The organism is Mitsuaria sp. CC2, from assembly GCF_048957715.1.
Taxonomy (GTDB): Bacteria; Pseudomonadota; Gammaproteobacteria; order Burkholderiales; family Burkholderiaceae_C; genus Roseateles.
On record NZ_JARVXN010000003.1, the window covers coordinates 235809 to 253182 of the forward strand.

16 protein-coding genes are annotated in these 17374 nt (G+C 69.9%); 5 read left to right on the plus strand and 11 right to left on the minus strand.

All coding sequences use genetic code 11. From position 1 onward, the window contains the following. Window positions 1-157: 157 nt before the first annotated feature. On the plus strand, window positions 158-406 hold the full coding sequence (locus tag PV762_RS01825; protein ID WP_421033313.1) for a helix-turn-helix domain-containing protein: 249 nt from the start codon (window positions 158-160) through the stop codon (window positions 404-406). A 233-nt stretch (window positions 407-639) separates the two neighbouring features. On the opposite strand, the gene PV762_RS01830 is transcribed toward PV762_RS01825, so the two are convergent. Genes PV762_RS01830 through PV762_RS01840 form a run of 3 tightly spaced genes read right to left on the minus strand, consistent with a single transcriptional unit; the run spans window position 640 to window position 2043 of the window. Then, entirely contained in the window at window positions 640-1029 is a 390-nt protein-coding gene (locus PV762_RS01830; protein WP_421033314.1) for a VOC family protein, read from the minus strand. 49 nt (window positions 1030-1078) lie between these two features. Next, window positions 1079-1576: a disulfide bond formation protein B gene (locus tag PV762_RS01835; protein WP_421033315.1), complete on the minus strand. Its 498-nt coding sequence runs from the start codon at window positions 1574-1576 to the stop codon at window positions 1079-1081. Then, entirely contained in the window at window positions 1576-2043 is a 468-nt protein-coding gene (locus tag PV762_RS01840; RefSeq protein ID WP_421033316.1) for a RidA family protein, read from the minus strand. Before PV762_RS01840 ends, PV762_RS01835 begins: the two co-directional genes overlap by 1 nt. An 81-nt stretch (window positions 2044-2124) precedes the next feature. Here PV762_RS01840 and PV762_RS01845 point away from each other — a divergent pair, with 81 nt between their 5' ends. After that, a complete protein-coding gene (locus PV762_RS01845) occupies window positions 2125-4542 on the plus strand; it encodes a DNA internalization-related competence protein ComEC/Rec2 (protein WP_421033409.1) in 2418 nt (805 codons plus the stop codon). Window positions 4543-4649: 107 nt separating this feature from the next. Next, window positions 4650-6194 (plus strand): methyl-accepting chemotaxis protein, encoded by a 1545-nt coding sequence (locus PV762_RS01850; protein WP_421033317.1) that lies wholly within the window; start codon window positions 4650-4652, stop codon window positions 6192-6194. Between the two features lie 20 nt (window positions 6195-6214). Here PV762_RS01850 and PV762_RS01855 read toward each other — a convergent pair whose 3' ends face one another. The 3 genes from PV762_RS01855 to PV762_RS01865 all read right to left on the minus strand — a co-directional run bounded on the left by PV762_RS01855 (window position 6215) and on the right by PV762_RS01865 (window position 8236). Then, the gene (locus PV762_RS01855; protein WP_421033318.1) at window positions 6215-7096 is read right to left on the minus strand and encodes a hypothetical protein; all 882 of its coding nucleotides are present in this window, start codon (window positions 7094-7096) and stop codon (window positions 6215-6217) included. Further along, the gene (locus PV762_RS01860; RefSeq protein ID WP_421033319.1) at window positions 7093-7785 is read right to left on the minus strand and encodes a DNA adenine methylase; all 693 of its coding nucleotides are present in this window, start codon (window positions 7783-7785) and stop codon (window positions 7093-7095) included. The genes PV762_RS01855 and PV762_RS01860 overlap by 4 nt, the downstream gene beginning before the upstream one ends. A gap of 187 nt (window positions 7786-7972) precedes the next feature. Beyond that, window positions 7973-8236, minus strand: a complete 264-nt coding sequence (locus tag PV762_RS01865; RefSeq protein WP_421033320.1) for a hypothetical protein — start codon at window positions 8234-8236, stop codon at window positions 7973-7975. A 204-nt stretch (window positions 8237-8440) separates the two neighbouring features. Here PV762_RS01865 and PV762_RS01870 point away from each other — a divergent pair, with 204 nt between their 5' ends. Continuing rightward, window positions 8441-10600 (plus strand): S46 family peptidase, encoded by a 2160-nt coding sequence (locus PV762_RS01870; RefSeq protein WP_421033321.1) that lies wholly within the window; start codon window positions 8441-8443, stop codon window positions 10598-10600. A 164-nt stretch (window positions 10601-10764) separates the two neighbouring features. Here the strand turns inward: PV762_RS01870 and PV762_RS01875 are convergent, their stop codons facing one another. Beyond that, window positions 10765-11916, minus strand: coding sequence for an alpha-hydroxy acid oxidase (locus PV762_RS01875; RefSeq protein WP_421033322.1), 1152 nt, complete (start codon window positions 11914-11916; stop codon window positions 10765-10767). Between the two features lie 130 nt (window positions 11917-12046). Next, entirely contained in the window at window positions 12047-12955 is a 909-nt protein-coding gene (locus tag PV762_RS01880) for a LysR family transcriptional regulator (RefSeq protein WP_421033323.1), read from the minus strand. Window positions 12956-13056: 101 nt separating this feature from the next. Between PV762_RS01880 and PV762_RS01885 the strand changes: the two genes are divergently transcribed. Beyond that, entirely contained in the window at window positions 13057-13503 is a 447-nt protein-coding gene (locus PV762_RS01885; protein WP_421033324.1) for a YbaN family protein, read from the plus strand. A 347-nt stretch (window positions 13504-13850) separates the two neighbouring features. Here PV762_RS01885 and dinB read toward each other — a convergent pair whose 3' ends face one another. From dinB to argH, 3 genes are read right to left on the minus strand one after another with little or no spacing between them, the layout of a single operon-like run. After that, complete coding sequence (dinB, locus tag PV762_RS01890) at window positions 13851-15098, minus strand: DNA polymerase IV (RefSeq protein ID WP_421033325.1); 1248 nt, start codon at window positions 15096-15098, stop codon at window positions 13851-13853. A gap of 55 nt (window positions 15099-15153) precedes the next feature. After that, a complete protein-coding gene (locus PV762_RS01895; RefSeq protein ID WP_421033326.1) occupies window positions 15154-15666 on the minus strand; it encodes a hemerythrin domain-containing protein in 513 nt (170 codons plus the stop codon). 2 nt (window positions 15667-15668) lie between these two features. Then, window positions 15669-17147, minus strand: a complete 1479-nt coding sequence (gene argH, locus PV762_RS01900; protein WP_421033327.1) for an argininosuccinate lyase — start codon at window positions 17145-17147, stop codon at window positions 15669-15671. Between the last annotated feature and the right edge of the window lie 227 nt (window positions 17148-17374).

Genomic DNA, 17374 nt, shown 5'->3' on the forward strand with positions numbered 1-17374 from the left:
AAACCCGCGATGCTGCCGGGAGGGTGTGACGGGGCGGTGACGCCCCTCGTAAGGGCGGTCCATCCCCCCGCGGCCACCCTCAGGCATCCCCAATGCGAGTCATTGAAGCGCGCGGCGGCGCGCGCTCCAATGCGGGCTTTCCACGCGGAACCTAACGATGGACAGGAACGAGAAAAAGGGTGAAGTGATCCCGAACGAGGTGGCGCAACTCGTATTCAACGACAAGATGACCGGCGCGAAGGCATGGCGCACGCACCTGGGACTCACGCAGCAAGTGGTTGCGGATCGACTCGGGATCACGCAGAGCGCGTATGCACAGTTGGAGTCGAGCGGACGTCCGCGGCGCTCGTCGCGGGAGCGGATTGCGAGTGCGCTGGGCATCCGGCCTGGGCAATTGAACTTCTGAAAACAGTTTGCAAAACACGATCTGCGACGCCTGAAGAGTTGGCTTTCGCGTCGTACTCGCCGATCTGCGTTGGGGTCAGCTCTTGAGCAGGTTCGCATGAACTGCCTGTGCGCTGTTGTCAGCGTCTGAAGCGGCCGTTGTGGCCACTCCGGACGGACTCATCCCCGCATCTCCAATCGCTGTTGGCGCGCCATCCATAGATTGGCCAACGACCAGATGCTTGTCGTGGTAAGTCACTGCCCCGCCGGCGGCTCCCACAGTTCGACCTTGTTGCCTTCCGGATCGATGACCCAGCCGAACCTGCCGTACTCGGAGTCGTCGGTCTTCTCGAGGACCTTGCAGCCCTCGTCGCGGAGCGCCTTCAGCAGCGCGGCCAGATCCGCCACCCTGTAATTGATCATGAAGGGCGCCTTGTTCGGCCCGAAGCCGTCGCCGCCCTCGGCCGCGCCGATGGACCAGATGGTCGAGCCGCCCGTGGGCTGGCCTGCCTCGTCCGTCCAGCTGAACGCCGCACCGCCCCACGCCTGGACGTCGACGCCGAGGTGCGTCCTGTACCAGTCGCGCAAGGCCGCCGGTTCCTTGGCGTTGAAGAAGATGCCGCCGATGCCCGTGACTCGTTTCATGTGGGAACTCCCGACAAGTTGATCGATCTCAAAGACATCGACGGTGGTCTCACCGACGATGCACCGCTCCGCGCTTGAGCGTCAGCAGGCACAGCAGCGCGATCAGGGTGAACAGGGCGCCGCTCCAGATCTCGTAGGGCAGACCGAGCAGCGAATACGCGGACGCTTCACTGCAGTTGGCCGTGACCATGAAGATGCTCGGGATCCGATCTTCCAGCTTGAACATCGTCAGCACGCGATCCGCGAAGGTCATGTCGCAGCTGGCCAGCTTGGAGGCGACCTCATGCTGGTAACCCGCGGCGAACAGGCCCGCCACGCCCAGCGCCGCCGACAGCAGCAGCGCCAGCACGCGCACGAAGCCGACGCGCTGCAGCACCCAGCCCAGCACGCTGACCGCGGCGATCAGCAGGAAGATCCCCCGCTGCATCACGCACCACGGGCACGGCTTCACGCCGAACTGATACTGCGCCACCAGCGCCGCCGCCACGGCGGCGAGCGAGACCAGCGCGCTGAAGCCCAGCACGCGCGAGGCGGTCAGGGCCCGCATCAGTCGGCGATCTCGGCGATCAGCTCGATCTCGACGCAGGCGCCGAGCGGGATCTGCGCCACGCCGAAGGCGCTGCGCGCATGCGCGCCCACGTCGGCACCGAAGACCTCTCCGATCAGCTCGGAGGCGCCGTTGGTCACCAGGTGCTGCTCGGTGAAGTCGCCGGTGCTGTTGACCAGGCTCATCAGCTTCACGACGCGCTTGACCTTGTTCAGGTCGCCGACCGCCGCGTGCAGCGTACCCAGCAGGTCGATCGCGATCGCGCGCGCCGCCTGCTGCCCCGTCTTGGTGTCGGTGTCCTTGCCCAGCTGGCCCACCCAGGGCTTGCCGTCCTTCTTCGCGATATGACCGGACAGGAACACGAGGTTGCCGGTGCGGACGAACGGCACGTAGGCCGCGGCAGGCGCCGCCACCGGCGGAAGTTCAATGCCGAGTTGGGCCAGGCGGTCGTAGACGGAAGTGGTCATGAGGATCTGCGCGGAAGTGGAAAAAATCGCCGGGAATCCTACACCCCGGCATGGCGCTGGACACTCGTCCCGCTCGCGGCCCTGCTCGGCATGGGGCTGGTCCACCTGCTCCCGGAATTGCCCGGACCCCTCGCGTGCCGGACATGGGCCGCGATCGTCGTGACGCTGATGTGCACGATGGCGGCGTCGACCGCACGTCGGCGCATCCTGGGGCGGTCACGCGCACGGGGACGTCTCGCGCGTCATTGGATGGCCTGGTCGCTGCTCTCGGCCCTGGTCGGTGGCGGCGTCGCGGCCGCCCGCGCCGAGGCGCGCATGGCCGAGCTGCCTCCGGCGGATCGGGAGGGGCAGGTCATGACGCTCTCGGGTCGCGTCGGCAGCCTGCCGCAGCGCACGGCTGGTCTCGGCGGCGGGGAGGGCTGGCGCTTCGTGTTCGATGTCGATCCGGCCGCCGTCGGCGATGGCGCTGGGCCGCGCGTGCTGCTGTCCTGTTATCAGATGCCGCTGCCGCCGCGCGCCGGCGAGCGCTGGCGCCTCGACGTCAAGCTGCGCCGCCCGCACGGACTCATGAACCCGCGCGGCTTCGATCAGGCGCTGTGGATGCTGGACCAGGATCTGCCCGCCGCGGGCAGTTGTCGCAGCAAGGGTCAGCAGCGGCTGGCGGAGGGCGGCTTCAGCGTCGACGCGCTGCGGCAGGCGCTGCGCGACGCGATCGACCGCCAGTTGAGCGAGCGCCGAGACCGCCGTGGCGCCGGCGTGCTCGCCGCGCTGAGCCTGGGCGACCAGGGCGCGGTGAACGCGGCCGACTGGGCGCTGTACCGCGATGCCGGCGTCTCCCACCTGCTCAGCGTCAGCGGCCTTCACGTGACGATGTTCGCCTGGCTCGCAGGCGCCGCCGCCGGCTGGGCATGGCGGCGCAGCGCGCCCCTGTGCCTCTGGCTGCCCGCGCCTCGCGCCGCGATGTGGATCGGTGTGATCGCGGCCGGGCTGTACGCGCTGTTCTCCGGGTGGGGCGTGCCTTCGCAGCGCACGGTCGGACTGCTGGCCATCCTCGCGCTGCTGCGTCAGGCCGACGCGCGCTGGCCGTGGCCGACCAGCCTTTTCGCGGCGGCCGCCGGCGTCTGCGCCGCCGACCCCTGGGCGCTGACGCAAGCCGGCTTCTGGCTGTCCTTCTGCGCGGTCGCCCTGCTGATGGCCGCCGACCATCGCGCCGGCCTCGGCTGGCGCGGCGCATTGCGCAACGCCTGGCACACGCAGTGGGTGGTGACGCTCGGACTCGCGCCGCTGACGCTGCTGCTGTTCCAGCAGCTGTCCATCGTCGGGCTCATCGCGAACGCCTTCGCCATTCCTCTGGTGTCCTACGTGATCACGCCGCTGGCGATGCTGGGCGCGCTCTGTCCGCCGCTCTGGACCTTGGGCGCGTGGTGCGTCGCGCTGATGAACGCGATGCTGGAGGCGCTGCGCGTCCTGCCGCTGGCGGTGTGGCACCTGCCGTGGCCGCCGGTCTGGACGCAGGCGCTGGGGCTGCTCGGCGGCGCCGTCCTGGCGATGCCCTGGCCGTGGCGGCTGCGGATCGGCGGGCTCGCGCTGTGCGTGCCCATGCTCTGGCCGGTGACCTTCCGGCCGGCGCCGGGTCAGCTGGAGCTCTGGCTGCCCGACGTCGGCCAGGGCGGCGCCGCGATCCTGCGCACGCACGGGCACACGATGGCCTTCGACGCCGGTCCGTCCTGGGGGCCGGGCTCCGACGCCGGGCAGCGCGTGCTGCTGCCGCTCCTGCGCGGCCTGGGCGAGCGACGCCTCGACCTGTTGATGGTGAGTCATGCGGACCAGGACCACCTTGGCGGCGCCGCGAGCCTCCTCGCGGCCATGCCCATCGCGCGGCGCCTTGGCGCCGTCCCGGGTGGGGAGGATTGCAGGCGAGGGCAGCAATGGACCTGGGACGGGGTGCGCTTCGCGGTGCTGTCGCCGATCGCCGACGGCGATGCGCCCCGGGGAAGCAAGGCGCTGAAGCGCAATGCCACGTCCTGCGTGCTGCGCGTCGACGCCGCCGGGCGTCGCGTGCTGCTGACCGGCGACATCGAGGCGCCGCAGGAGGCGCGCCTGGTGCGCGAGGACGGCGTGGCGGGCTTGCGGTCCGAGGTCCTCGTCGTGCCACACCACGGCAGCCGGACCTCTTCCACGCCCGCTTTCGTGCGCGCGGTCGCGCCGCAGGTGGCGGCGGTGCAGTCGGGCTACCTGAACCGCTTCGGCCATCCCAAGCCGGACGTCGTGGCCCGCTACGTCACGGCCGGCGCGCTGCTGCTCAACACGGTCGACTGCGGCGCGTGGCTGTGGCGCAGCGATCGCGGGTCCTCGCCGATCGAGGGCTGCGAACGGGCGAAGCGCCGGCGCTACTGGTTGCGATTGCCTCCGGCGATCCGCGCGTCGAACGAGGCGCTCTCCGCGAGCACCCCGGACCTCGATCTGGAGGAGCCGGTTCCGCCCGGCCTTGCGCCTTGAACGCGATCCGCGCTGCCCCCTGTCACCGGGGCTGGGCAGGGCCGCAGACTGGTGCTAGCTTGAGGGGGCGACGCCACGACCGGCGCCGACGGGAGGATCACATGGGAATGCTGTCCGACTTGAAGGTGGGAGTGAGGCTCGGTCTGGGCTTCGCGTTGCTGTTGCTGCTGATGCTGGCGATGGGCGCCTTTTCGGCGAGCCGCGTGGCGCAGGTCGAGGCCAAGGTCGACGACCTGGCCATCAACTGGCTGCCCAGCACACGCCTGCTCGGCGCCATGGGCGAGTCGATGAACCAGATGCGCCGGGCCGAGCTGCAGATGCTGGTCGGCGGCGACGCCAAGGCTGTCGCGGACGAGGCGGCGCGGCTGACCGAGCAGTGGGGCGTGCTGCCCGGGCTGCTGTCGAGCTACGAGAAGCTGGTCGCGAGCGACAAGGAACGCCAGGCCTTCGAGGACCTCGGACGGCAGGTGAAGGCGTACCGCGCGGCGCAGGAGCGCTACGTGGCGGCACTCGGCGCGGGGCAGCGCGACGAGGCTGTGGCCTTGCTGCGGGGAGAGTCCCGCACCGCGTTCCGCGGCGCGACGCAGCGGCAGTCGGACCTCGTGAAGATCAATGCCGAAGGCGCGGACCAGGCGCACCAGCAGGCGCGCGCGGACTATCGCGTCGTGGTGACCGCGATCTGGACGCTGGTCACCGCGGCGATGGCCTTGGGCGCGGTGGTCGGCTGGCTGCTGACGCGCTCGCTGACACAGCCCCTGCGCGCGGCGTCCGAGACGGCCGACCGGATCGCCGACGGCGATCTGCGCGACATCGCCGCGGCCTCCCGCCGGGACGAACTCGGCGACCTGCTGCGCGCGCTGGGCAAGATGCGCGACGCGCTGCACGCGTCGGTGTCGACGGTGCGCTCCAGCGCCGACCAGATCGCCGAATCCAGCCGCGAGGTGGCCGTCGGCAGCAGCGATCTGTCCAGCCGCACCGAGGAGGCGGCCTCCAGCCTGGAGCAGACCTCGGCCGCGATGCACCAGCTGACCGACGCCGCCCGCCAGAGCGCCAGCAGTGCCGACGAGGCCAGCCGCATCGCCCAGGACGCGGCCGGCGTGGCCGGTCGGGGCGGGGAGATGGTCGGTCGCGTCGTGTCGACGATGGCGGGCATCCAGCAGTCGTCGCGGCGCATCGCCGACATCATCGGCGTGATCGACGGCATCGCCTTCCAGACCAACATCCTGGCGCTCAACGCGGCGGTCGAGGCGGCCCGCGCGGGCGAACAGGGCCGCGGTTTCGCCGTGGTGGCGTCCGAGGTGCGCGGCCTGGCGCAGCGCAGCGCGCAGGCGGCGCGCGAGATCAAGACGCTGATCGCGGATTCGGTCGAGCAGGTCGAGACCGGCTCGCGCGCCGTCGGCGACGCCGGCGCGACCATGACGCAGGTCGTCGACGCGGTGAAGCAGGTCAGCCAGCTGATCCGCGAGATCGCCGCGGCCACCGGCGGTCAGACGCAGAGCCTGTCGGAGGTCAACGCGGCGGTGACCCAACTCGACAGCATGACGCAGCAGAACGCCGCGCTGGTCGAGGAATCCGCCGCCGCGGCCGAGGCGCTCAAGGAGCAGGCCGCGCGGCTGAGCCAGGTGGTGGCGAGGTTCCGGCTCGCCAATTAGACCGGGCCTGGCTCCCGGCCTCAGGCCGTGAACACCAGCGCGATCTGCTCCGGCTCGCGCGTCGAGCGGCTCTTCGTCGATGCCGGGGCCGAGGCGGACGGCTTCGCGCCCGGCTCCGTCGCCTTCAGGTGATCGACGAGGAAACGCGCGGTCGCCGGCGATCGGCTCATCTCCGACGCCACGACCGCCTCCAGCTCCGACGGACGCAGCGCCATCGCCGCGCACAGCTTGAGCAGGCGCGCCTCGGCCTCGAGGTAGTGCCGCTCGACGGTCAGCTTGCGCGAGAACAGCCCGATCACCTGTCCCACGCGCAGCAGGTGCACGTCGAGCAGCGCGATCTCCTCCGACGCCGACCAGCCGCGCACGATTGCCGAGGCCGTTTTCGGGCCGACGCCGGGCAGCGCCATCAGCCAGTTGCGCACGTCCTGACCCCCTTCGAAGTCCGGCGCCGACAGCAGCGCCGGCATCACTGCCGCGAGGTGCCGGGCCTTCTGGGCCGCGAATCGGAAGGCCAGCGATTTGCCCTCGACTTCCAGGGGTTCGCCGAGCCAGGCGCCGAGCGTGCGTTCGCAGACGCCGGGCTGCACGAAGGCGCCGCGCTCGCGGATGCGCGCGAACGCGGCCAGGCCCACGGCGGCCGGAATGCCCGGACCGCCGAGCAGCGACGCGCCGACTTCCTCGGCCAGCGTGCGGCCCGACACCGTCGGCCACGCCGCATGCGGGCGATCCGGGCTGTCGAGCCTGTCCAGGCGACGGCGCAGTGCCTGCTGCATCCAGTAGGCGGGGGTGGGGAACTCCTCGAGGGCGCCCCAGCGGACGCCGGTCAGGAGGAGGTGATGGGGATCGGGAAGTTCTCTCTGGAGGGAGGCGTGACGGGAAACGAGGGCAACGATCTGGGTCATGGGAGAAGGGGAACGCCGCCTCTCTGGGCGGCTGGATAGGTGGTGTTCAGCCATTGGGCGAACGCGGCGCGCTCGACCGGATCCATGGCATGGACACGCTCTTGAAGGCGTTCGAGACGCCGCTTGTGGGTTTGGCGCTCGCGGAAGGTGGCTCCGCGGTGCCGGCTGTCGTGAAGCATCTCGGGCGGTTCGAAGTTGAACCACAGCGTCTCCGTGCGCACGTCGGTGTGGGTCTTCGCGCGGAACTCCACGGTGTGCCACCCCCTCAGGAGGGCGTCGTACGTGGGATGTGCATACCCCGACACGATCACCCGGCACGGCAGCGCCGCGAGCTGCGCCAGCAGCGCCTCGTGGTCCGCGGCGCCGTACTCGTGCCGGTAGATGCGCGTCTGGCGGCGCGTCTCGGGGTGATAGGGCGGATCCACGTAGACCAGCTCGTCCCCCTCGAACACATGCCCCGCGAGAAAATCCTCCGCGCGGCCGTGGACGAGCTCGACGCCGGGAAGGGCCAGATCGCGCCAGCGCGCGATCACCCGTTCGTCAGCGTCGACGGCGATCGACCGCGTCGCCGGCAGCTTGTGGCGCAGAACCGCGCCGCCGCCAACATGCGTCTCGATGTACACCCGGTGCGGTGGCATCAGGTTGATGACGTGCTGGTACGTCTTGCCCTTGCCGCCTGGATACTTCATGCGACGGATCATCGTCAGAAGTGACGATGATGTCAAGGCAGGTGGCGTTCGATCCAGCGAGCGCAAGCCGGCGGACCCGGTGCCCCTCTCCGCTCAATCTCCTCCTCGCCGCTCGGAATTCGCTCCGAGGGGCACCGGCTCCGCCGGCTTCGAATCACCGAGGTCCGCGGAGCAAGGCATGCGTCGTTCAGAGCGCCGTCAACCAGTCGCAACGCAGACGTCCCGCGCGATGCAGTCTCCGGCGGCTTCCGGTGTAGGCCATCGGCAGCAGCCAGGCCACCAGGCACAACGGCAGTGCGATCCATGCCCGGATCAATAACGCGCCCGGAACGCCCATGAAGCCCAGCATCCAGATCGTCAGCACCACGTTCCAGACCGCCAGTTCGACCGGATGACGCGCGCTGTGCATCACCATCCAGCGCTTGACCTGGCTGAGTTGCGTGAGTGTCATGGCGGCATCCTGGACGGCGGGGGGAAGGGGTGAAAGTGTAAGTTTGGAGTCAGGGTTCCCCCATCCCACGCTCGTGGAGCCCGAGTGGAACTGCGGGTTATCCCGCCATGCGGCATGGGGGCCGGGTGGCTATCGGCACGGGTCCGGCCCGGCGGGCTCGTGTATGGTTCGCCCCTTCTCAGAAGGTGGACAGGAGTCCCGCGAATGAAACGACTGATGTGGGCCGCGCTGGCGTTGTACGCCGCGGCCAGCGCCCAGGCGCATGAAGGCATGTGGATGCCGCAGCAGCTGCCGTTGGTGGCCAAGGACATGAAGGCCCTGGGCCTGAAGTTCGATCCGCAGCGGCTGTCGCAGCCCCTGGGGTACCCGATGGGCGCGGTGGTGAGCCTGGGTGGCTGCACGGCGTCGTTCGTCTCGCCGCAAGGCCTGGTGGTCACCAACCACCACTGCGCGTTCGGCAGCATCCAGTACAACTCGACGCCGCAGAAGGACCTGCTGAAGAAGGGCTTCCTGGCCGCGTCGCTGGCCGACGAACTGCCGGCCGCGCCCGGCAGCCGCATCCTGGTCACGGTCGCGCAGACCTACGTGACCGACAAGGTGATCGACAGGAAGACCGCGTCGCTGCAGGGCAAGGCCCGTGTCGACGCGATCGAGGCCAATGAGAAGGCGCTGGTCGCCGCGTGCGAGAAGGACGCAGGCCATCGCTGCTCGGTGGCCGCGTACTACGGCGGCGTGATCTACCAGTTGACCAAGCAGCTCGAGATCCGCGACGTCCGCCTGGTCCACGCCCCGGCCGAAGGCGTCGGCGTCTTCGGCGGCGACACCGACAACTGGATGTGGCCGCGCCACACCGGCGACTACAGCTTCTACCGCGCCTACGTCGGCCCGGACGGCAAGCCGGCGGACTTCAGCAAGGACAACAAGCCCTTCCAGCCGCAGCAGTTCCTGAAGATGGCGAGCTCGCCGCTGAGCGAGAACGACTTCGTGGCCGTGGCCGGTTATCCGGGCCGCACGAACCGTCACCGCCTGCCGTCGGAAGTCGACTTCGCGTTCTCGTGGGACTTCCCGCACCGCGTCAAGGCGATGGGCGAGCAGCTCGACCTGATCAAGGAAGCGACCGCCGGTCGCCGTGACGCCGAGATCAAGCTGGCCAACACCGTGGCGGGCGTCAACAACTACTACAAGAACTACCAGGGCCAGATGGCCAGCTACGCGGGCAGCGACATCCTCGCGCGCAAGCAGGCGGCCTTCGACGAGATGAAGGCCTGGGTGAACGCCGACGCCAAGCGCCGCGATGCCTACGGCGCGTCGCTGGTCGAGGTGGAACGCCTGATCGCCGAGCGCCAGGGCATCGTGCGCCGCGAGTTCCTGCTGAGCTACGCGACGCCCGCGCTGGTCAAGAGCGCGAGCGACCTGTATGAGCAGGCGCTGCAGCGCAAGAAGCCGGATGCGGAGCGCAAGGCCGGGTACCAGGACCGCGACCAGCTGCGCCGCAAGCAGGCCGTGGAGACGCTGGACCGCCGCTTCGACGAGGTGACCGAGAAGAAGGTGGTCAGCCACTTCCTGACGCAATACCTGGCCCTGCCGGCCGATCAGCTGAACGCCGCATTCCTGGACGCGCTGGGCGTGCGCGCGGGCATGGACGCCGCGGCCGTGACGGCGCGCGTGGATGCGCTGTACGCGGGTACGAAGCTGACCGACAGGGCCGAGCGCGCCGCCTGGCTGTCGCGCGACGCCGCCGCCTTCGAAGGCAGCACGGACACGCTGGTCAAGGCCGCCGTGGCGCTGCACGCCGACGAGGAAGCGCGCGAGACCCGCGACAAGGAACTGGCCGGCAAGACGCAGGCGGCCTATGCCGCGACGATGCAGGCCGAGATCGACTTCAAGGCCAGCCGCGGGCAGCCGGTCTACCCGGACGCGAACAGCACGCTGCGCGTGGCCTTCGGTCAGGTGAAGGGCCGCACGCCGGGCGTGGACGGCACGACCTGGACCGCGTTCACGACGCTGCGCGGCATCGTGGCCAAGCACACTGGCACGGGCGAGTTCGACGCGCCCGCCGAGCAGCTCGCGGCGATCAAGGCGCGGCAGTTCGACAAGTACGGCGTGAAGGCGCTGGACTCGGTGCCGGTGAACTTCCTCGCGACGCTGGACACGACCGGCGGCAACTCCGGCTCGCCGGTGCTGAACGGCAAGGGCGAACTCGTCGGCCTGCTGTTCGACGGCACGCTGGACGCGGTGATCTCCGACTGGGACTTCAACGATGCCATGAACCGCAGCATCTGCCTGGATGCGCGCTACATGCTGTGGCAGATGAAAGTCGTCGACAAGGCGGACCGCCTGCTGAAGGAAATGAACGCGCTGTGATGGCGCGGTCTTCCCGCTGAGCGGTCCTCGCGATCGCTCCAGTCGACGCCCCGCCTTGCGCGGGGCGTTTCGCTTTCGGGTCTCGCTGCCTGCATCGACCCTCACCCCAGCCTCTCTCCCGCAGTGTGGGAGAGGGGCTAGAGGGGGGCGGTCGTCGGGAAGGATTACTGCGGGAAGGTGCCCGGCAGCAGGATGTCGCGGCCGACGCCGCGCAGCTCGCGGTGGCCGCAGAAGGCCATGGTCAGGTCGAGTTCACGGTGGATGATCTCCAGCGCCCGGGTCACGCCGGGGCCGCCCATCGCGCCCAGACCGTACAGGAACGCGCGACCGATGTAGGTGCCTCGCGCGCCCAGGGCCCAGGCCTTGAGGACGTCCTGACCCGAGCGGATCCCGCCGTCCAGATGCACCTCGATGCGGTCGCCGACGGCCTCGACGATGCGCGGCAGCGCGCGGATGCTCGACTCGGCGCCGTCGAGCTGGCGTCCGCCGTGGTTGCTGACGATCAGCGCGTCGGCGCCGGTGGCGGCAGCCAGCTTCGCGTCCTCCTCGTCGATGATGCCCTTGATGATCAGCTTGCCGCCCCAGCGCTCGCGGATCCACTGCACGTCGTTCCAGCTCAGCTGCGGGTCGAACTGCTTGGCGGTCCATTCGGACAGCGAGCTCATGTCGCCGACGCCTTTCACGTGGCCGACGATGTTCCCGAAGTGCCGTCGCGGCGTGCCGAGCATGCCCAGGCACCAGCGCGGTTTCGTCGCCATGTTGATCAGGTTGGGCAGCGTCAGCTTGGGCGGCGCGGACAGTCCGTTCTTCAGGTCCTTGTGCCGCTGCCCGAGGATCTGCAGGTCCAGCGTCAGCACCAGCGCCTCGCACTTCGCGGCCTTGGCGCGGTCGATCAGGCTGTGGATGAAGCCCTTGTCCTTCATCACGTAGAGCTGGAACCAGAAGGGCGCGGTGGTGTGCGCGGCGATGTCCTCGATCGAGCAGATGCTCATCGTGGACAGCGTGAAGGGCACGCCGAAGGCCTCGGCCGCCTGGGCGCCGAGGATCTCGCCGTCGGCGTGCTGCATGCCGGTCATGCCGGTCGGCGCGATCGCCACGGGCATCGCGACCGGGCGGCCGATCATCGTGGTCGCGGTGCTGCGGCCGTCCATGTTCACGGCGACGCGCTGGCGCAGCTTGATGGCCTGGAAGTCCGATTCGTTGGCGCGGTAGGTGCTCTCGGTCCAGGACCCGGAGTCCGCGTAGTCGTAGAACATCCGCGGGACGCGGCGCTGCGCGAGCACGCGCAGGTCTTCGATGCAGGTGATGACGCTCATGCGCCGGATGCTAGGCGAGCCGCGCCGACCGTGGCCGGAAAGTTTCGCGGGCCGGGCCGGAGGATCCTTCCTGCGGCGTCCGGGAGTTCCCGGAGTTGCTGCGGCCTCAGTCGCTCAGTGGCTCAGTGGCTCAGTGGCTCAGCGTCTGGCAATGCCGGACGAGCCAACGCGCGAAAGCACGGGCGGCGTCGCCGTCGGCGCGCCGCACCAGGCCGTAGGGCATCGCTGCCGGCACCGTGAGGTCGAAGAGGCGCTTGAGCGCGCCGCCGCGCAGGTAGGTGGCGGCCAGGCTGGGCCGACCGAGCACGATGCCCTGGCCGCAGGCGGCGGCCTCGAGCGTCAGGCCCAGGTCGACGAACCGCGTGCCTTGCGCGGGTTCTGGCCAGTCGAGGCCGGCGGCGCGCAGCCACGGCTGCCAGGGTTGCAGCGGCGTGCGCAACAGCGGCGCGGAAGCGAGGTCCGTCGGCGCTTCGATGGCCGGCAATCGCGCGAGCAGCGACGGCGCGGCCATCGGCGTGACGACGTCGTCGAGCAGGACCTCGCCGCCCGCCGGGATGGTGCCGGCGAAGATCTCGACGTCCGCCGGCGGCGCGGGCTGATCCAGGTAGGGCGTCGACAGCAGCAGTTCGAGCTCGACGTCCGGATGCGCTGCTTCGAAGTCGGGCAGGGCGGGCACCAGCACCTGGCGCGCGAATGTCGGCGGGCTGGTGATGCTGAGCCGGACGATGCGCTGCTGCTCGCGCCGGTGCAGCGGCACGGCGGCCAGCAGCGACAGCGCGGTCTGGACCTGCGCGAGGTATTCCTTGCCGGCGGCGGTGAGGCGCAGCGGCTGACGCGTCAGCAGCGGCTGGCCGAGCCGTTCTTCCAGGGTCGCGATGCGCTTGCCGACGGCGCTTGCGCTGACGTGGAGCACCTCGGCGGCGCGTTCCAGGCTGCCGAGCCGCGCCGCGGCCTCGAAGGCGAGCAAGCCGTCGATCGACGGCAGGCGCAAGGTGTCGGCGATGGGATCGCCGGGGGCGTGGCGCGAGGAGTCGCTCATGGGCGCGACTGTAGCGTCCAGCACGCCGCCTTCCCTCAGGCCGGCAGGGCGGCTGACTGGCGAGCGCACGAGGTGTCGCAGAGCGCGGCTACAGTGGCGCGATGTCCGAAGTTCCCGAGAGAGGTCTGACCACCGCTGCCGAAGAGGCTGCAGCGGACGACGCGACGGTACGCGTGCTGGAGCGGGCGTCCCTGTGGCGCCGTCTGCCGTGGATGGTCGGCGGCGCGCTGAGTCTGGTGCTGGGCGTGATCGGGATCTTCCTGCCGCTGCTGCCGACGACCCCGTTCGTCCTGCTGGCCGCGTTCTGCTTCGCGCGCGGGTCCGCGCGCTGCGAGGCGTGGCTGGTCGGCCACCCGCGCTTCGGGCCCATGATCGTCCAGTGGCGCGCCACGCGCGCCGTCCCCCTGCGCGCCAAGCAGGCCGCGTGGATCATGATGACCATCAGCTCGATCATCTCGGCGCTGGTGATGCCGGTGGTGCCTTGGCTGCCGGCGGTGTGCTGCCTGGCGGTGGGGCTCTGGCTGTGGAGGCTCCCCACCGCACGTTGAGGTGGCCAGCCGCGCCCTGGCGGCGCGAAAGGCGATGACCAGCGCGGAGATGCCCGCTGTGGTGACGCCGACCTTCGTGTGCGAATCGAAGCGATTTTGGTCAGACCTCTGAAGCGGTCGACAAGCGCGAATACATGTTGAAGTCGCCCGGACGCCCCCGCACCATGCGGAAGGACCGGAGCAAGCCTTCATGCTGGTAACCGGAACGCAGCAGGCGGCGATTCGATTCTCATGACGATGCCTGTTCGACGATGTCGTCGAGCGCGACATGCCCTTGGGCCGACGAGTGTAGTCAGCCGTCTCCAGCAGATGCTGCCGCTCTCCGTCAGCATTCTCCGACATCTCGCTCAACTGAACAGCTGCAGGTTCTCCGGCTTCGGCATCGCGTTCGACTTCTCGTTCGTGATGGCGGCGCTGCGGGTGCGCTTGACCGGCTCGACGTCTCCCGGCCGGCTCAGCTTCCCGACCCGCACGCCGAGCAGCCGCAGCCGCTGGGTCAGGTCCACGCGCTTGAGGCACAGCCCCGCCGCGTGCCGGATCGACGCGGCGTCTTGCACCGGCGCGTCCAGGGTCAGGTCGCGCGTCACTGTGCGGAAGCCTTCGAAACGCAGCTTGATGCCGATCGTCCGCCCCAGATAGCCCTTGCGCTGCAGGTCCGAGGCGAGCTGTTCGCACAGCGCGGTGAAGATCCGCGACAGCTCCGGCCGGTCCCGCTTGGCATGCAGGTCGCGCTCGAAGGTCGTCTCGCGGCTGATGGACACCGGCTCGCTGTACGTCACCACCGGCCGCTCGTCGAGCCCCCACGCCGCCTGGTGCAGCCAGGCGCTGTAGCCCGCGCCGAAATGCTGGAGCAGCAGCTCCGGCGTCGCCGCGGCGAGCTCACCGATCGTGTGGATTTCCAGGCCTTCGAGCTTGGCCCCGGCCTTCGGTCCGATGCCGTTGATGCGTCGCACCGGCAGCGGCCAGATCTTCGTCGGCAGGTCTTCCATCATGATCAGCGTCAGGCCGTCGGGCTTGTCCAGCTCCGACGCGATCTTGGACAGCAGCTTGTTCGGCGTCACCCCGATCGAGCAGGTCAGCCCCGTCGCGCGCTGCACCGAATTCTTGATCTCCCGCGCGATCGCCCGCACGCCGCCGAGCGGGTCGTGACCGACCGCCTCGCGCGCGCCGGGCACGTCGGTCAGGTCGATGTAGATCTCGTCGATGCCGCGGTCCTCGACCACCGGCGCGATCTCGCGCACCGCGGCCTTGAACAGCCGCGAGAAGTGCCGGTACGAGTCGAAGTCCGCCGGCAGCAGGATCGCCTGCGGCGCGCGCAATGCCGCCTTCATCAGCCCCATCGCGGAGAACACGCCCAGATCGCGCGCCGCGTAGGTCGACGTCGTCACGACGCCGCGCCCGGTGTAGTCGGCCAGCTTGAAGAATTCGCGCGTGCCGTCGGGCCGCTCCTGCGGCGTGTGGGCGCGCCGGCCGCCGACCACCACCGGCAGCCCCTTGAGCTCCGGATAACGCAGCAGCTCCACGGACGCGTAGAACGCGTCCATGTCCAGATGGGCGATCAGGCGATCGGGCAACGCTGGCGTCGGCTCGGCCATGCGAAGGATTGTGAGCGCCGGCGCTGACAGTCGCTGTCAGCAGGGCCGGCGGCGGTCAGTGTCCGCAGCTCGTCGACCCGCAGGCCGAGACGGTCGACGCGGTGTCTGCGGCCTGGGCCTCGGCACTTCCCGCGGCCCGGATCGGATCGCGGCATTCGCCGGTCTTCGGATCGAAGCCGCGCTGTTCCATCGTGTAGACCAGCGCCGCGTCCATCATCTCGGCGTGACCGGGGAACCACTGCGACAGCTCGGTGCGCACGATCGCCAGCGGCTCGCGGTCGCCCAGGTCCTCGGCGTAGCGCACCACCTCGCGCATCACGTTCAGCACCATCGCGTGCTGGCTGCTGTGGCAGTTCTCCGGCTCGAAGCCGGTCGCCGCCATCCAGCGCTCCTCCATCGCGAAATGCTCTTCCGTGTGGGCGAGCAGTTCCTTGAACGCCGGCAGCGCGTCCTCGCCACGATCGAGCATGTCCGCGTAACGGTTCAGCAGTTCGACGAATTCCTCGTGCGTGTGGTCGAGCTCCGGCTGATTCAGTACGAGCTCGTCGGTCCAGGCCAGCGCGCTCATGCTCAGGCCTTCGCGGCGGGGGCCGTGGCACCGTCGGCGCCGCTCGCACCCAGACGGGCGCGATGACGCGCCACCTGCGCGCGGACCTGCGCCGGCGCCGTGCCGCCCAGGATGTTGCGCGCGTTCAGCGAGCCCGTCAGCGACAGCACCTCGTAGACGTCCTCGCCGATGCGCGGGTCGAATTGCCGCAGCGCCTCCAGCGGCAGCGCCGAGAGATCGATGCCCTGCGCCTGCGCCGTCTTCACCGCGTGCGCGACGATCTCGTGCGCGTCGCGGAAGGCCAGGCCCTGCTTGACCAGGTAGTCCGCCAGGTCGGTCGCCGTCGCGTAGCCCTTGAGCGCCGCCCGTTCCATCGCGTCGGCCTTGACCGTCAGGCCGGCCATCATCTCCGCGAAGATCCGCAGCGTGTCGCTCAGCGTGTCGACGGTGTCGAACAGCGGCTCCTTGTCTTCCTGGTTGTCCTTGTTGTAGGCCAGCGGCTGGCCTTTCATCAGCGTGATCAGCCCCATCAGGTGGCCCACCACGCGGCCGCTCTTGCCGCGCGCCAGCTCGGGCACGTCCGGGTTCTTCTTCTGCGGCATGATGCTGGAGCCGGTGCAGAACCGGTCCGGCAGCGCGATGAAACCGAAGGCCTGACTCATCCAGAGGATCAGCTCCTCCGACAGGCGCGAGATGTGGACCATGACCAGCGTCGCCGCGGCGCTGAACTCGATCGCGAAGTCGCGGTCGCTGACGGCGTCCAGGCTGTTCTGCGCGACGCCTTCCATGTCCAGCGTGCGCGCGACGCGCTCGCGGTCCAGCGGGTAGCTCGTGCCGGCCAGGGCGGCGGCGCCCAGCGGCAGGCGGTTCACGCGCCTGCGGGCGTCGACCAGGCGCTCGACGTCGCGGGCGAACATCTCGACGTAGGCCAGCATGTGGTGCCCGAAGGCCACCGGCTGCGCGACCTGCAGATGGGTGAAGCCCGGCAGGATGACGTCGGCGTGGCGTTCGGCCTGGTCGACCAGCACGCGCTGCAGCTCGGTCAGCAGGCCGATCAGCGTGTCGATCTCGCCGCGCAGCCACAGTCGCACGTCGGTGGCGACCTGGTCGTTGCGGCTGCGGCCGGTGTGCAGCCGCTTGCCGGCCAGGCCGACCAGCTCGGTCAGCCGGGCCTCGATGTTGAGGTGCACGTCCTCCAGGTCCAGCTTCCACTCGAAGCGGCCGGAGGCGATCTCCTCGCGGATCTGCGCCATGCCCTGCTGGATGGCGGCCAGGTCCTCGGCGCCGATGATCCCCTGCGCGGCCAGCATGTCCGCGTGCGCCAGCGAGCCCTGGATGTCGGCGGCCCACAGGCGCTTGTCGAAGTCGACGCTGGCGGTGTAGCGCTTGACCAGCTCGCTCACCGGCTCGGAGAACAGGGCGGACCAGGCCTGCGTCTTGTTGGCGAGCTGGTTGTCGGCGACCTGGGGGATGGACGAGGAGTCAATGGGGGAGGAGGACATCGGCTTGCAAGGCGTTACGACTTCGCGGCGCCCCGGGCGTGCCCGCATAGGAAGCGGACGGACGCCTGGGTGAGAATGAGCCGCCGATTCTAAAGGGGCGCCGCCGTGGCGCCCGAAGGGGCGCTCCAGAGGCGGGACAGTGCGGGGACGGGACGATCCGAAGGCCACGAAGGCCGCGAAGGCGACGAATGGGCAGGCGACGGGGAACGCCCCGCGGCGCCCGGCGG

Bases quoted from the DNA above. Each gene is read 5' to 3' on its own strand.
- PV762_RS01875 (WP_421033322.1), bottom strand. From the start codon at position 11,916: ATGAGCGTCATCACCTGCATCGAAGACCTGCGCGTGCTCGCGCAGCGC.
- PV762_RS01870 (WP_421033321.1), top strand. From the start codon at position 8,441: ATGAAACGACTGATGTGGGCCGCGCTGGCGTTGTACGCCGCGGCCAGC.
- PV762_RS01865 (WP_421033320.1), bottom strand. From the start codon at position 8,236: ATGACACTCACGCAACTCAGCCAGGTCAAGCGCTGGATGGTGATGCAC.
- PV762_RS01860 (WP_421033319.1), bottom strand. From the start codon at position 7,785: ATGAAGTATCCAGGCGGCAAGGGCAAGACGTACCAGCACGTCATCAAC.
- dinB (WP_421033325.1), bottom strand. From the start codon at position 15,098: ATGGCCGAGCCGACGCCAGCGTTGCCCGATCGCCTGATCGCCCATCTG.
- PV762_RS01830 (WP_421033314.1), bottom strand. From the start codon at position 1,029: ATGAAACGAGTCACGGGCATCGGCGGCATCTTCTTCAACGCCAAGGAA.
- PV762_RS01840 (WP_421033316.1), bottom strand. From the start codon at position 2,043: ATGACCACTTCCGTCTACGACCGCCTGGCCCAACTCGGCATTGAACTT.
- PV762_RS01880 (WP_421033323.1), bottom strand. From the start codon at position 12,955: ATGAGCGACTCCTCGCGCCACGCCCCCGGCGATCCCATCGCCGACACC.
- PV762_RS01825 (WP_421033313.1), top strand. From the start codon at position 158: ATGGACAGGAACGAGAAAAAGGGTGAAGTGATCCCGAACGAGGTGGCG.
- PV762_RS01885 (WP_421033324.1), top strand. From the start codon at position 13,057: ATGTCCGAAGTTCCCGAGAGAGGTCTGACCACCGCTGCCGAAGAGGCT.
- PV762_RS01855 (WP_421033318.1), bottom strand. From the start codon at position 7,096: ATGACCCAGATCGTTGCCCTCGTTTCCCGTCACGCCTCCCTCCAGAGA.
- PV762_RS01850 (WP_421033317.1), top strand. From the start codon at position 4,650: ATGCTGTCCGACTTGAAGGTGGGAGTGAGGCTCGGTCTGGGCTTCGCG.
- argH (WP_421033327.1), bottom strand. From the start codon at position 17,147: ATGTCCTCCTCCCCCATTGACTCCTCGTCCATCCCCCAGGTCGCCGAC.
- PV762_RS01835 (WP_421033315.1), bottom strand. From the start codon at position 1,576: ATGCGGGCCCTGACCGCCTCGCGCGTGCTGGGCTTCAGCGCGCTGGTC.
- PV762_RS01895 (WP_421033326.1), bottom strand. From the start codon at position 15,666: ATGAGCGCGCTGGCCTGGACCGACGAGCTCGTACTGAATCAGCCGGAG.